Below are 14,472 nucleotides of genomic sequence, written 5' to 3' on the forward strand. Positions count from 1 at the left end.
ATAGCTATCATGAACTCATCCACGACTTCTCCTATTGATTCTCGCTCACCTATTTATGTCCAAGACTGCGGTTTTCACTGCGCGATGGGGAGTGACTCGTCGCACATTCACCAAAGTTTAGCGCAGGGCTATTGCGATAACATGGTGGTTGACCGCACGTCACTCAACACTGGCACCCCAACCATTGTAGGCCGAGTGAGTGAACCGCTACCAGAAATCCCAGCGCATTTAAGTGCGTTCAATACGCGTAACAACCAACTGGCTCTTTCTGCACTGCAACAGATTGAACCGAGCGTCCGCCACGCGATTGCCACCTATGGTGCAGATCGCATCGCAGTGGTGGTTGGCACGAGCACATCCGGCATTGCTGATGGCGAAATCGCACTCGCCCACAAGTTAGAGCAGGGCGAATTCCCAAGCGACTACCACTACTACAAACAGGAATTAGGCAATTGCAGTGATTTTATCGCTCGCTATTTTGCAATAAGCGGCCCCTGCTACGCCATTTCGACCGCCTGTTCGTCCAGTGGCCGCGTCTTTATCACCGCCAAAAGAATGCTTAATGCTGGATTGGTTGATGCGGTGATTGTCGGTGGTGCCGACACTTTGTGCCGCTTAACACTCAATGGTTTTAACGGTTTAGAAGCGCTGTCTCAACGTTTGTGTAAACCGTTTGATGCACAGCGAGATGGCATCAACATTGGTGAATCTGCCGCTTTTATGCTGCTGGGTAAAACGCCGTCTCAGCAACACGCTCACGCCATTGCGCTATTGGGTGCTGGCGACAGTTCCGATGCACACCATATTTCTGCGCCCCACCCAGATGGAAACGGTGCAGAACAAGCGATGCGTAACGCGCTGCAAGATGCCAAATTAACCGCCAGTGATATCGGCTATATCAACGCTCACGGCACCGCAACACCGCTCAATGACAGCATGGAAAGTAAAGCGATTTCCCGCGTTTTTGGCCAGCACGTTGCGGTGAGTTCAACCAAACCACTCACTGGACACACGCTCGGCGCGGCCAGTGCAACCGAAGCCGCCATTGCTTGGCACATACTGCAATACCAATTGCCTTTGCCCATTCAGCGCTGTGCTAACAAAGCGCCAGACATCGATATTACGCTAGTGGAAACCACTCAATATTTAGAAAACAAGGCCATTTTAAGCAACTCCTTTGCTTTTGGTGGCAACAATATTAGCCTCATTTTTGGTTACGTTAATGACAAAGCTTCCTGCAATTGATCAACTGCTGCCTCATCAAGCGCCGATGATTTTGATTGACCGCGCGCTTGAGGTACAGAGCGAATCTATCCACTGCCAAGTGGATATTGAATCGCACCACCTGTTTTTTGACCCGGCGACACAAAGCATACCGGCCTATGTCGGTATCGAGTTTATGGCACAAGCCATTGCCGCGTGGTCTGGGTATCACTCACTTGTCCAAGGCATTCAACCGCCGATTGGCTTTCTGCTCGGCAGTCGCCGTTATCGAGCGCTGTGCGATGCATTCCTGAAAGGGCAAACGCTCGATATCTACGCTGAACAGCTAATGCAAGACAATGGCATGGCTGTGTTTAAGACAAGAATCGAGCACCAACACCAGCTTTTGGCCGAATGCCAATTAAATGTGTATGTGCCATCAGAACAAAAATTAGAAGAAATGAAAATGAGGAGTCAAGCATGACCCGACACGTATTAGTGACTGGTGCGAGTAAAGGCATAGGCAAAGCGATTGCGATTGCGCTCGCCAAAGATGGTTTTGCCATCGCTGTCCATTACATGGGCGACCAGCAAGGTGCCCTGCAAACACTCGCGACCATCGAGCAAAACGGTGGTTCAGGCCGATTGATTCAATTTGACATCAGCAACCGAGCTCAGTGTCGCGAAGTATTAGAAGCCGATATTGCTCTACATGGCGCTTATTACGGCGTGGTCAATAACGCGGGCATTACTCGTGACACGGCGTTTCCCGCCATGACAGAACAAGAATGGGATGGTGTAATTCACACCAATTTAGACAGCTTTTATAACGTCCTCCACCCTTGTGTGATGCCAATGGTGCAAAAACGCCAAGGTGGGCGCATTGTAACTTTAGCATCGGTGTCGGGCATCACAGGCAACCGGGGTCAAACCAATTACAGCGCCGCCAAAGCTGGCGTGATTGGCGCGACCAAATCGCTCGCGCTTGAACTGGCTAAGCGCAAAATCACCGTCAACTGTGTTGCTCCAGGTTTAATCGATACAGGCATGGTGGATGAGCACGTCAAAGAACACGCACTGCCACAAGTTCCTTTACGCCGCATGGGTGAACCCGAAGAAGTCGCAGGCCTTGTGAGCTATTTAATGTCTGATATTGCTGCTTATGTCACTCGCCAAGTTATCTCGGTTAATGGAGGCTTAGTATGACCCGTCGCGTTGTCGTTACAGGCATGTCCGGCGTGACTGCTTTGGGTAATGACTGGGCCAGTATTGAGCCAAAACTCAGAGCTTGTGAAAATGCCACTCAATATATACCTTCCTATGAGCAGTATGAGGGTTTAAACACTAAACTCGCCGCGCCAATAATGGGTTTTACACTACCTAGCCACTACAAACGTAAACAAGTCCGAGGTATGGGCCGTGTCTCACAACTGGCGACCGTTGCCACCGAAAATGCGCTGCTGCAAGCGGGCTTAATTGGTCATGAAGTGCTGACGAACGGCCAAACCGGTATCGCTTATGGTTCATCAACAGGCAGTACCGATGCCATCGGTGCGTTTGGTGTCATGCTCAACGAAAAAACCACTCGAGCCATTACCGCCACCACTTATGTGCAAATGATGCCTCACACTGCCGCGGTGAACGTAGGTCTATTTTTCGGGCTCAAAGGCCGCGTCATTCCAACCAGTAGCGCCTGCACGTCTGGTAGCCAAGCCATCGGTTACGCGTACGAAGCGATCAAACACGGCTACCAAACCGTAATGGTGGCGGGCGGTGGTGAAGAGCTCTGCCCTACCGAATCGGCCGTATTTGATACCTTATTTGCCACTAGCCTCAAAAACGACCAGCCAAAAACCACCCCCCGCCCGTATGATACTCAGCGTGATGGTTTAGTGATTGGTGAAGGTGCAGGAACTTTAGTGCTTGAAGAGTATGAACACGCCATCGCACGCGGTGCCGTCATTCACGCAGAAATCATCGGTTTTGCCAGCAACTGCGATGCCGCCCATGTCACTCAACCACAAATGGACACCATGCAAATCTGCATGGAGATGGCGCTGCGTGATGCCAAGTTAAGTGCAGATAAAATTGACTATGTTTCGGCTCACGGCACGGCGACCGACCGGGGTGATATAGCCGAAAGTCACGCCACCGCAAACGCGTTGGGTAAAGTGCCGATCAGCTCGTTGAAAAGTTATTTTGGTCACACATTGGGCGCATGTGGCGCGGTTGAAGCTTGGTTAGGTTTAGAAATGATGCGCAGCGGTTGGTTTAATCCAACCCTTAACCTAGATAACATCGACCCGCAATGTGGCGATCTTGATTACATTACAGGCACAGGGCGTGAGCTGGATGTGCAATACCTAATGAGCAATAACTTTGCTTTTGGTGGCATCAACACCTCGATTATTTTTAAGAAATTCAGCGAATAATCCCATAAAAAGCCGTTGCCCACACAACGGCTTTTTTTACTACGTTGAGTTACAGGCAGTTGGTAAGTAATTTCATCTCTATGAGCATAGACAGGATATGTGATTCGGATAAACGAACGTAGCCAACCACTGCAACGAGTAAGGCAAGAATAAGCCGCTTTGACAAAAGTCAGACATAACCATACAAGCTATTGATATTATCCTCTCTATCGATTTTGTACAGTGTTCACATCCAAACATAAGCCCTTAAATGGAAGAACATAATGAAAAAGATCGCACTATTTATTACAGCATCGCTTATCGCGGGCAACACTTTAGCTGCCCAAACGTACATTCGTAACGGCAATATCTATACTCATGAAGGTCAATGGGTTGCGGAAGTGGGTGCTTTTGGCAGCACTGACCTACTCAAGGATCAAGACAAGTCTTACAGCGCTTTGCTGAACTTTGGCTACCACGGTGAAGATTTGAATGCAGACCTCACCGGTATTAACTACCGCTTCTTTGGTAACACAGGGGATGTCGTTAATCTAGGTACTTACCTGACGGGCAGCGGCGTTACTTATGACCAAGATTCGGCAAACAGCGTTAAAGGAATGGATAAGCGTAAAGCCACGATTGATCTAGGTTTAAATGCTGATATCGCACTAGGTAACGGTACCGTATCGACCTACTTCCAACATGATATTCTCAAAGAAAACAAAGGCTACAAAACTGGCGTTAACTACTTCCATGTCATCGATTTAGGTGCTGTTGATTTGGTACCTTTTGCGGGCATTAGTTACCAGAGTTCGGATTACAACAACTACTATTTCGGTGTGAAAGACAAAGAAGCGACCGCACAGCGTAAAGCTTACCATGCAGGTGGCGACTTCTCTTACAACCTAGGTTACAAACTGGCTTACCCAATTAATGACCGTTGGGAAATCACCCAAACCAGTTCTTACACCCGTTTAAGCTCTGATGTCGCCAATTCGCCAATCGTAGAAAGCGCAAACCAATGGCTCGTTGGCGCAACCGTCGCTTACCACTTTTAAGCTGTACCGCCCTCAGGCAGGAGCCGTATCCCCTGCCTGATTTTTCTACTTGAACTGCCCTTCTCGATCAAAATAACGTTGATATGAACCCACGCATTGATTCTCTATGAATCTTGCCTTTTACATGTCTGAGTTTTCCATGCCTAAGGTAATTCATGGAGTACAAATCTACGATTCCATGAAACTCATTTCTGCCCCAAAACTGTTTAGTTCTAGAATCTTGACTCGATACTGTTGTTATTAGTTGACCTACTTTGGCTAATGGTAAAATATGTGCCTAGTTTATTATGGAGTGTTAGGTATCGGAAACCGTAATGCCCTCACACCATGCTCCAACATCTGAAAAATTAACCAAAGAAAGCTCATTAAGGTATAGCCATGAATAAGAAACCAGCTCAAAGCAAAAAACCTGGAGACCTAGATGTTAACGGTCATCCAATCCCAAGATATATCATCCATGGTGGGCCAGAACTTGCCAAACAACTGAACCTTCCAGCCTCAGAGTGTCAGTTCTTCGATGAGCCACCGCATTCAGAAGAACATCGCAAGAATCGAAAAGCGATGTGGGCACGCTGGATAAAAGCTGGAGCCGAGCACATTTACCCTTAGACAGCACTCGGTACGCCGCAATAGAGGCTTTGCTACTAAGCAAAATTTACGTTAAGCATCACAAATATTAAGGCGATGATAGTTATCCGAGTTCAAATTTAACTAATAACTTTCAAGAGTTTTCTCAGCGGGCACCTTTCTAAATCAAAAGTGCCCCCAAAAGAGTTAACTCGTTGTCTGTGGTGCAGTCCAACGCAGACTTTCTCGCCTACAAATTTTCATCCGTTTAACTCAAATGTTGCCATTCTTTGTAATGCCTAAAAGCTGGGCAGATATACAGTTATATTGAAATCAAGACGATTTTTATCTCAACTTCGTGCGCGTTTTCACATTCCGATATGAATAAATGTTCTTAAAATCACGCAATTATAAAACCTATGTGTTAGATAATAGGTTTGGGAAACGCGCATGCGTAATAATAAAATGTTAGCGCTCAAAAAGTGGCCAGAATCTATAGATTGAGGAATCAATGAGAATAAAAAAATTGCAATTGAAGAATGGTTACAAGAGATTCTTTGATTTGACGATCGATTTGGGCGATGAGCCTAAGCGTATAGTCGCATTGGTTGGCCCCAATGGTTGTGGTAAGAGTAGCGTTTTAGATGGGATGCTTTTTCATAATAATGCTTATAACCATATTGGGAACAAAGGTGGTAAGAATCACGAATACCACTCAATGAATAAAACACCAAACTATAACTATCAAAATGTAAGCATCGAGTTTTCTGAAGGAAGCTTTCAAAAAATACGAGAAGAAAGAGCCAAAATCGGCAAAGAAAATACAATTTTTTCATTTCGAAGCCCTTATAGATATAATAGCAGTTTAAAAGTTACCCAATCGCAAGCAACTAGCGAAATTAGATTAAATAATTATGGGGCCTCTTCGGCATCTGATCTCGATGACAAAATGGAGGAGAACTATCGTCGTCTGTATATAAAATTCAATAAGTACTTGCATGAGACAGACTGCAAACCTAGTGAGGCTAGGGCGAAAATAATTGGCGATTTGAACTCATCAATATCTAAATGTCTTGATTTGGAGATCTGTAGTATAGGTGACATTGAAGCATCAGAAGGCACTCTTTATTTTCAAAAGAAGGATCATCCAAATAGATTTGAATTTAATGTTCTTTCGTCTGGAGAGAAAGAAGTCGTTGATATTCTTCTGGATCTATATTTAAGAAAAGATGAATATTGCGATGCGATATTTTTATTAGATGAGCCAGAGTTACACATTAATACATCCATACAAAAAAACCTTTTGATAGAGATTAATCGGTTAGTTGGGGAAAACTGTCAGATATGGATAACAACACACAGTATTGGTTTTCTAAGAACACTCCAAGATGACTTAAGAGATTATTGTCAAGTTATTCAGTTTAAAAGTGAGTATGAATTGGCATCTAAACCATATACGTTAAAACCATTGAAGGGGGCTAGAGCTAGCTGGAAGGAAATCTTTTCTATTGCGCTAGATGATTTAGCTAACTTAGTGTGTCCAAAACGAATAGTTTATTGTGAAGGGCGGGATAGTCCAGGTAGAAATGGTTCCGAAAGAGGCTTGGATGCTAACGTATTTAACAATGTATTTTCAGAGAGCCATCATGACACGCTGTTTGTATCCAGCGGTGGAAATACGGAGCTTGATCAAAGAAGCGATATTGCGATTGCCATATTAAGCAAAGTTTTTTCTGACTTAGAAATACTGGTTTTAAAAGATAGAGATATGGCATCTGGTAGAGACACTAACGAGAATGATCGGCAAGTATATCTCCAAAACAATCCCGACAATCACAGAGTTCTAAAAAGGTGGGAAATCGAAAACTATCTGTATGACAAGGAGGTCTTGTTTAATTACTGCAAGCAAAACGGCTTAGCTTTTGATGAAGTTTCATATGACCAATTTGTAACTGACATCGTTAATCAGAATCTTAAAGATGCCACAGGAAGGATAAAGAATTTCTGCCAAATCACATCTAGCATCAACGCGGAAAAGTTTAAGTTAACTCTTTCTGAGTATATGACATCGGACATGGCTGTATACAAGGAGTTAGTTTCATGTGTCTTCGAGCGCGGATAGTGACGGCGCTAACAAGTCAAAGCACTCGGACACAGCAAAGCTGCGCCGGTGTTTGAAGTGTTAGCCCATAGAAATTTTCATCCGAAAATGACGAGTTAGAGTTAAGGCTTTAACTCGGAATTGTCCAATTATGCTCTAGAGCGGAAGCTGACAACTGTTCTGTTCCTCCCCCTTTCAGGGGGAGGTTAGGAGGGGGTTAAAGAGCGTCAGCAACAAAACCTCCCCTTCAAGAAGAGGGAATCAGTTTGTCCAAAAACGATAATCAAACGTGATGGCCCTACGCTATCAACGTGCGTAATGTCTGTTTTCTTCCTTAAAAGGTAAAGGAACTCAATGCGTCTTAGAGCTCTCTAGCAACTTAATTTCGCTTCACGCTTTGGCTCTTTTAACGATGACGAAAATGGCCCATTCGATAAAAGAGAAGCGAACAGAGCAGCAAGCCGCAGCCGAAAATCTTATTCGCTGGCATCGATTCATCATAAATCAGCACGCTCAGAACCAGTGTCCAGATTGGCTCAAGCAGCATTAATATCGCCGCATTGGTGGGGTTGGCGTGCTTTTGACCTATGGTTTGCATCAAATACCGCAAACTGGTGGCGAGTAATACGCTCAGAGCAAGCCACTTCCACGTCATCAAACTTATTTGATCTGGCCATGACTCAAACAGTAAAGAGAGTAATACCCCAAGGCAGCCGCCAACAAACAGTTGTAATGTAGTGAGCAACATCGGCGGCAGATTAGCCGAAAAACGACTGTTAAAGTTAAAATGCAATGCCAGGCTAAAGGCAGCAGCCATAAACCACAGCTGGCTAGTCGCGACGACCCACTCCCCGTTCCACGACAGTAAAAAAAGCCCAATCAGTGCAATGGGTAGCGACAACCAAAATGCGCGCGCCGGTTTAGTGCCAAACAGCGGCCATGCTAATAACGGAACAAACAGCATAGAGAGGCTCATGATGAATGCGCCCTCGCCTAGCGTGTCGCTAATGGAAATCGCGAGGATCCAGCAAAAAATCGAGCCACCTAGCAACACGCCCACACTCATCGATTTTAAACAATCGTGCAGTGAAGCTTGGCGCAGCGCTTTAAGACAAAATGGCAGTAGGCACAGCGACGCTAAAAGAAAACGCACGCCAATAAAGCCAAAAGGCGGTAGGCCTTGAATGGCTTGTTTGGAAAACACCCAGCCCGCAGCGGCCAATAAGGTCGTGATAACTAAAATTAATTCTGCGCGTCGGTTTGCGTACATAGCTTGGCTTATCGTGAAATGAGTAGGAGAACAATTGTAACGAGATTTTTGATCGCGCGTTACTCTCGATTACTTTTATCGTTAATGGTCGGAGGTGCGCACGGAATAAAAAGACGGCCTACCGAAGCAAGCCGTTGTTCTTAAAGAAAATAGAAAGGGTTATAGCGCTTTCACCAATTCCGCAATGCCCTGCCAATCACCTTTATCCATCAGATCTGTCGGTACCATCCACGTACCACCACACGCCACTACGGATTTAATCGACAAATAGTCTTGAACGTTACTTGGGCTAACGCCACCTGTTGGCATGAAATTGACCGGATAAACGGCCGTCAATGCTTTGAGCATCGCCACGCCACCTGAAGGCTCGGCTGGGAAGAATTTCAATGTGCGCAAACCCATTTCCATCGCTTGCTCAACCAAACTTGGGTTGTTGACGCCCGGAACAATTGCCACATGACGCTGTTGGCAATATCTCACCGTGGTTGGGTTAAAACCGGGGCTGACTACAAAATCCACGCCCGCCTCAATGGCTTGATCTACTTGCGCCGTAGTCAGTACTGTCCCTGCGCCAATCAGCATCTCTGGGTAGGCGGAACGCATCAAACGAATCGATTCTGCAGCCGCTTCTGTTCTAAAGGTCACTTCCGCGCATGGCAACCCATTTTCAACCAATACTTTGGCCAAAGGGACCGCTTGGCTAGCATCATTAATCGCAATCACAGGGACGATTTTGATTTCTTTCAATCGTTGTTCAAGAGTTTTCATTTCATAACCTTATAGTAAAACGCTTTTTATAATAAGAAACTTAGGACAGCGACAATCACAAACGCGATGCTACCAAGCAGTGTTTCCATCACAGTCCAAGTTTTGAGTGTGGTTTTCTCATCCATTTCCATCAAGCGAGAAACCAGCCAGAAGCCTGAGTCATTAAAGTGAGATAGTACCGTTGCACCACCAGCAATCGCAATCACGATAAAACATAAATCCAACTCACTCAAACCCGTGGTTTGTGCCACAATTGGCGCAATCAAAGCGGCGGTGGTGGTTAATGCAACGGTGGCAGAGCCTTGCGCTACACGTAAGCAAGTTGCGATAACAAACGCCGCGACTATGATAGGCATGCCTGTATCGGATAACACGTCGGCCAATGCTTGGCCAATGCCACTGGCGCGCAACACACCACCAAACATGCCGCCCGCACCTGTCACAAGAATTACCGCACATATAGGCGCTAACGAGTCACTGCACAGTTTTTCCAGCTTGTTCATTCCAAAATCTTTGGCAAACACAAGTAAACAAGTTAGCAGAGTCAGCAACAGTGCCACAGGGGTTTTACCCAACATGCGTAAGAATTCAACCAATGGCGCTTTACCGTCAATCACGCCTGCTACCGCAAGGGTATTAAGACCTGTATCCATAAAAATGAGCAGCACTGGCATCACTAAAATCGCTAATACCGTGGCAAATTTTGGCAATTTATTTTCATCAATAATTTGCTCGGTATTAAAAAACGCTTTGGAGAGTGGAATATCAAATTTCTTACCCGCATACAGGCCAAAGAGGTAAGCGCCAAAATACCAAGTAGGAATCGCGACCAAGATACCAACAATCAGCAGCAGACCAAGATCAGCACCTAAAAGATCTGAAGCCGCAACTGGCCCAGGATGAGGCGGCACAAAGGCATGCATCACGGCAAAAGCACCGGCTGAAGGCAGCGCGTATTTCAATGGTGAGCCACCAAAGCGCTTCGCTACATTAAAGATGATCGGCATCATCACGATCAATCCCGCATCAAAGAAGATGGGAAAACCAAACAATAATGAAGCAATACCCAGTGCAAACGGCGCTTTTTCTTCACCAAAGCGGCCTATCAAGGTATCGGCCAGCACTTTAGCACCGCCCGTCACTTCTAAAATTTTGCCAATCATCGCACCTAAGCCGACCAGCAAAGCAACAGACGCTAGGGTTCCACCAAAACCAGACATCATGGTTGGAACCACTTTTTCCGCCGCAACGCCGGTGGCAATTGCAGTGCCAAGGCTGACTAAGGTTAATGAAGCGAAGGCGTGTATCTTCAACTTCATGATTAAAATCAGTAGTGCTGCAATCGCACATCCCGCGATTGCTAATAGGTAAGCAGGGTTACTGCTTTGAGTCATCAATTCCATGTTCTTCACCTTATATCACGTATTGTTTTGTTTGTGTTTCAGTTCACAAATCTCTAAGTTACGGGTAACATGTTACCGATAACATGGATAAGATAAAGTCATATTTCCAAGTGAATTTAAAAAATGAGATCCAGCTCAGAATACCACTCAAGGAGTCCGTATGACTGGTAGTAGCATTATTGTAATGGGCGTATGCGCCTGCGGAAAAAGCACTGTAGGCGCGAAACTGGCCCAGAAATTAGGGGCGAAATTCATCGACGGTGACGACCTTCATCCAAAAGCCAATATTCTCAAAATGGCAGGCGGAGAGCCGCTAAATGATGACGATCGCAAACCTTGGTTAGAGCGCATCCGTGACGCGGCTTTTAGCTTAGAGAGTAAAAATGAGCACGGCGTGATTGTTTGCTCTGCGTTGAAAAAAACCTACCGCGATCAAATCCGTGACGGTAACCAAAATGTGACCTTTCTCTTTCTCGATGGCAGTTTTGATTTAATCATGAAGCGCATGCAAGCGCGTAAAGGCCACTTTATGAAAGCGAACATGGTGGAAAGCCAGTTCAATACGTTAGAGCGCCCCGACAACGAAGTGAAAGTCGCTATCGTTGATATCGATACGGAGATTGATGAGGTTGTAGAGCGCGCCCTAGTGGCATTGCGCGAGCTCACTTTAGATGGTCAAAAGGTGTCAGCATGAGTACAGCCTTAAACCCAACCATCACAGCCGTCACCGAACGAATTATTCAGCGTAGCCGTACTTTGCGTGATGAGTTTCTCAACCGCGCCAAGGCACAGCAGCACAGTGGCAAGGGTAAAGCATCACTCTCTTGTGGTAATTTGGCTCACGCCGTCGCCGCCTCTTGCTCTCAAGAAAAAGCGCACATTCTCGATTTAACGCGTTCTAACTTAGCCATTATCACAGCATACAACGACATGCTTAGCGCGCACCAAGTGTATAAAGATTACCCTGAGCAAATCAAAAAAGTGCTCGCCCCATTTGGCCACACGGCTCAAGTTGCTGGCGGCGTTCCTGCGATGTGTGATGGCGTAACGCAAGGCCAAGCAGGCATGGATATGTCGTTGTTCTCACGCGATTTGATTGCACAAGCCACGGCATTTTCACTCAGCCACAATATGTTTGATGGCACATTACTGCTCGGTATTTGCGATAAAATTGCGCCCGGACAACTGATGGGCGCGCTGGCGTTTGCGCACCTACCAACGGCTTTTATTCCCGCAGGGCCAATGTCCACTGGCATTACTAATGATGAGAAAGTCGATGTTCGCCAAAAACACGCGGCAGGTTTGGTTGATGATAGCGCGCTGCTGAATATGGAGTGCGCTTCGTATCACTCCCCGGGCACTTGCACTTTCTACGGCACCGCCAATACCAACCAATTAGTGTTTGAGGCGATGGGTTTAATGCTGGCAGGGTCAGCGTTTGTCGCTCCCTTTTCCCCACTGCGCCTTGCATTGACGCAACATGCCGCAATCCGCCTTGCCGCCATGAGCGATGGCACGGCGCATTTCCGTCCACTTTATGAGGTGGTAACCGAAAAAAGCGTAGTCAATGGCCTAGTGGCTTTGCTCGCCTCTGGTGGCAGTTCAAACCATACCATTCATTTACTGGCTGTCGCTCGCGCGGCGGGTATTGTGCTGACTTGGCAAGATATCAGTGATCTGTCTGACGTCGTTCCTCTTGTGGTGAATGTTTACCCCAATGGTTCGGCGGATATCAATGAATTTGAGCTCGCAGGGGGCGTACCCATGTTGATGACGCGTCTGCATCAAGCGCAGTTACTTCACAGCGACGTAAAACCCGTGTTTGGTGAATTTGCAGATCAACTAAAATCACCGCAATTAGTGGGCCATACGTTAGAGTGGCAAGCCTGTACTCAAACTAAAAACCCCAAGGTAATCGCCCTGCCTGATAAGGTATTTCAGCGCTCTGGTGGCATTAAAGTGTTATCGGGTAACCTTGGGCAAGCAGTGATCAAAGTCTCTGCCGTGGCTGAGCAACATCGCATTGTTGAAGCGCCCGCCAAAGTGTTCGCTTGCCAACATCAGGTTGAGCAGGCGTATCAACGCGGCGAGCTCAATCAAGATTGCGTGGTTGTAGTCCGCTTCAATGGGCCAGCAGCCAATGGCATGCCTGAGCTGCATAAGTTAATGCCTATTTTGGGCAACTTACAAAAAGCAGGCTATCGGGTTGCGTTAGTAACCGATGGTCGTTTGTCCGGCGCTTCTGGTAAAATACCAGCGGCTATTCACGTCTCACCGGAAGCATTAAGAGGCGGCGCAATTGCGCTTATTGAAGAGGGAGATAGGATCCGCGTCGATGCGGTGACAGGCCGATTAGAGAACTTAACGCCAACCGAAGGCCGTGATATCGCCACTTGTGATACTGAGCTCACACAGCAAACTTGGGGGCGCGATCTGTTTAAAGTGTGCCGAGATAATGTCTCTGCCGCCAATCAAGGGGCTTCGTTCCTCTACCCTAATTGATACAACATGAGTTTGATGTAGCCATTGAAGTGACAAACCCAACCACTTCAATGGCTGAATAACAAGCTGACTACAGGCTCTCACCATCGGTGACACTAAAGCCTAAGTCGAACACTTTCTGCTCAATCACTTCACCCGCCAGTGCGGACAATAATAGCTCAGCGCTTTTCTTGCCAATCTCAAACCGAGGCGTTTCTACGCTGGTTAGCTTTGGTGAAATCGCTTGACCTATATCGAGCGCGTTATACCCCACGATTGCAATATCTTGAGGAATCTTCAACCCTCGATGTGCACACTTCATCATGGCACCAATTGCAATGTCATCATTAGTACAGAAGATGCCGTTAATCTCTGGCCTCTCTTCTAGGGCTTGTTCGAGTAAATCACCGCCGAGAGTAAAACTTGAATGCTCTTGAGTTAGGATATGAACTGCGGTTAAGCCTGCATCTTGCATTGCACGATCATAGCCATTCATCCGCAACTGCGTTCGAGTATCAAGACGCGCACCGAGATAGGCAATATGCTGTTTGCCACTATCAATCATCTGCGTCACCACATGATACGAGGCCTGTTCGTGATCCAACCCCACCGCCATATTGATCGGCTTGTCTGGCAGCTCCATCGTTTCAACCACTGGCACACCCGCCGCTTTTAGCATTTGAATGGTACGTTCGGAGTGGTGCGTTTCGGTCAAAATAAGACCATCGACTTGATACGACAGCAACGAGGCAATTTTCTCCTCCTCTTCTTGCACGTTATAACCAAAGTGGGCAATAAGTGTATCGTAACCTCTTGCTTTGGTTACCGACTCAATCCCTTGAACTAAATTGGCAAACACTTGATTTGACAAGGAAGGCAGAAGAATACCAATCGCCTTACTTGACGATTTCGACAACATCGCCGGGGCGCGATTTTGTATATAACCTAATTCTTCAATCACTGCGGCAATTTTTTCTTGGGTTGCCAATGCGACCGAATTGGGGTCGCGTAAAAAACGGGAAACGGTCATTTTCGTCACCCCCACGCGGTCTGCGATATCTTGCAGGGTAGGCCTAGTTTTACGTTGCATACTGCTCATTTTTATTCTGTTTTCCAACTGAATGTTACCGTAACATTAAACCTCATGACGACTGTGCATTTCAATCTTTATATCACCTCGCTAAGCTCATACACACAGAGGCAATGGCGT

Annotated in this window: 13 protein-coding genes; 9 read left to right on the forward strand and 4 right to left on the reverse strand. The window is 46.5% G+C overall.

Features of this window, described 5'->3' with window-relative positions:
• Positions 1–9 precede the first annotated feature (9 nt).
• From AACV32_RS15745 to AACV32_RS15775, 7 genes are all read left to right on the forward strand, one after another.
• Complete coding sequence (locus tag AACV32_RS15745) at positions 10–1,245, forward strand: beta-ketoacyl-[acyl-carrier-protein] synthase family protein (RefSeq protein ID WP_170895390.1); 1,236 nt, start codon at positions 10–12, stop codon at positions 1,243–1,245.
• Positions 1,223–1,687: a hotdog family protein gene (locus AACV32_RS15750; RefSeq protein WP_013856475.1), complete on the forward strand. Its 465-nt coding sequence runs from the start codon at positions 1,223–1,225 to the stop codon at positions 1,685–1,687. The genes AACV32_RS15745 and AACV32_RS15750 overlap by 23 nt, the downstream gene beginning before the upstream one ends.
• Complete coding sequence (locus tag AACV32_RS15755) at positions 1,684–2,409, forward strand: 3-ketoacyl-ACP reductase FabG2 (protein WP_017045136.1); 726 nt, start codon at positions 1,684–1,686, stop codon at positions 2,407–2,409. Before AACV32_RS15750 ends, AACV32_RS15755 begins: the two co-directional genes overlap by 4 nt.
• A complete protein-coding gene (locus AACV32_RS15760; protein WP_170895389.1) occupies positions 2,406–3,635 on the forward strand; it encodes a beta-ketoacyl-ACP synthase in 1,230 nt (409 codons plus the stop codon). Before AACV32_RS15755 ends, AACV32_RS15760 begins: the two co-directional genes overlap by 4 nt.
• A gap of 263 nt (positions 3,636–3,898) precedes the next feature.
• Positions 3,899–4,672 (forward strand): outer membrane protein OmpV, encoded by a 774-nt coding sequence (gene ompV / locus AACV32_RS15765; protein WP_013856472.1) that lies wholly within the window; start codon positions 3,899–3,901, stop codon positions 4,670–4,672.
• Between the two features lie 378 nt (positions 4,673–5,050).
• Positions 5,051–5,281 carry a hypothetical protein gene (locus tag AACV32_RS15770; protein ID WP_170895388.1) on the forward strand — a complete coding sequence of 77 codons (231 nt, stop codon included), beginning with the start codon at positions 5,051–5,053 and terminating at the stop codon, positions 5,279–5,281.
• Between the two features lie 469 nt (positions 5,282–5,750).
• On the forward strand, positions 5,751–7,361 hold the full coding sequence (locus AACV32_RS15775) for an AAA family ATPase (RefSeq protein ID WP_170895387.1): 1,611 nt from the start codon (positions 5,751–5,753) through the stop codon (positions 7,359–7,361).
• 385 nt (positions 7,362–7,746) lie between these two features.
• Here AACV32_RS15775 and AACV32_RS15780 read toward each other — a convergent pair whose 3' ends face one another.
• The 3 genes from AACV32_RS15780 to AACV32_RS15790 form a co-directional block, all read right to left on the reverse strand.
• Positions 7,747–8,610: a DMT family transporter gene (locus AACV32_RS15780; protein ID WP_170895386.1), complete on the reverse strand. Its 864-nt coding sequence runs from the start codon at positions 8,608–8,610 to the stop codon at positions 7,747–7,749.
• A gap of 159 nt (positions 8,611–8,769) precedes the next feature.
• Positions 8,770–9,378, reverse strand: coding sequence for a bifunctional 4-hydroxy-2-oxoglutarate aldolase/2-dehydro-3-deoxy-phosphogluconate aldolase (locus tag AACV32_RS15785; protein ID WP_170895385.1), 609 nt, complete (start codon positions 9,376–9,378; stop codon positions 8,770–8,772).
• 26 nt (positions 9,379–9,404) lie between these two features.
• On the reverse strand, positions 9,405–10,781 hold the full coding sequence (locus AACV32_RS15790; protein WP_170895384.1) for a GntP family permease: 1,377 nt from the start codon (positions 10,779–10,781) through the stop codon (positions 9,405–9,407).
• Between the two features lie 160 nt (positions 10,782–10,941).
• Between AACV32_RS15790 and AACV32_RS15795 the strand changes: the two genes are divergently transcribed.
• Both AACV32_RS15795 and edd read left to right on the forward strand, forming a co-directional pair.
• Positions 10,942–11,475, forward strand: coding sequence for a gluconokinase (locus tag AACV32_RS15795; protein WP_170895383.1), 534 nt, complete (start codon positions 10,942–10,944; stop codon positions 11,473–11,475).
• Positions 11,472–13,283, forward strand: a complete 1,812-nt coding sequence (gene edd / locus AACV32_RS15800) for a phosphogluconate dehydratase (RefSeq protein ID WP_170895382.1) — start codon at positions 11,472–11,474, stop codon at positions 13,281–13,283. Before AACV32_RS15795 ends, edd begins: the two co-directional genes overlap by 4 nt.
• A 70-nt stretch (positions 13,284–13,353) precedes the next feature.
• Here the strand turns inward: edd and AACV32_RS15805 are convergent, their stop codons facing one another.
• Positions 13,354–14,361, reverse strand: coding sequence for a substrate-binding domain-containing protein (locus AACV32_RS15805; RefSeq protein ID WP_026027817.1), 1,008 nt, complete (start codon positions 14,359–14,361; stop codon positions 13,354–13,356).
• Positions 14,362–14,472 lie beyond the last annotated feature (111 nt).

It is taken from the genome of Vibrio sp. B7 (assembly GCF_963888765.1).
Lineage (GTDB): Bacteria > Pseudomonadota > Gammaproteobacteria > Enterobacterales > Vibrionaceae > Vibrio > Vibrio anguillarum.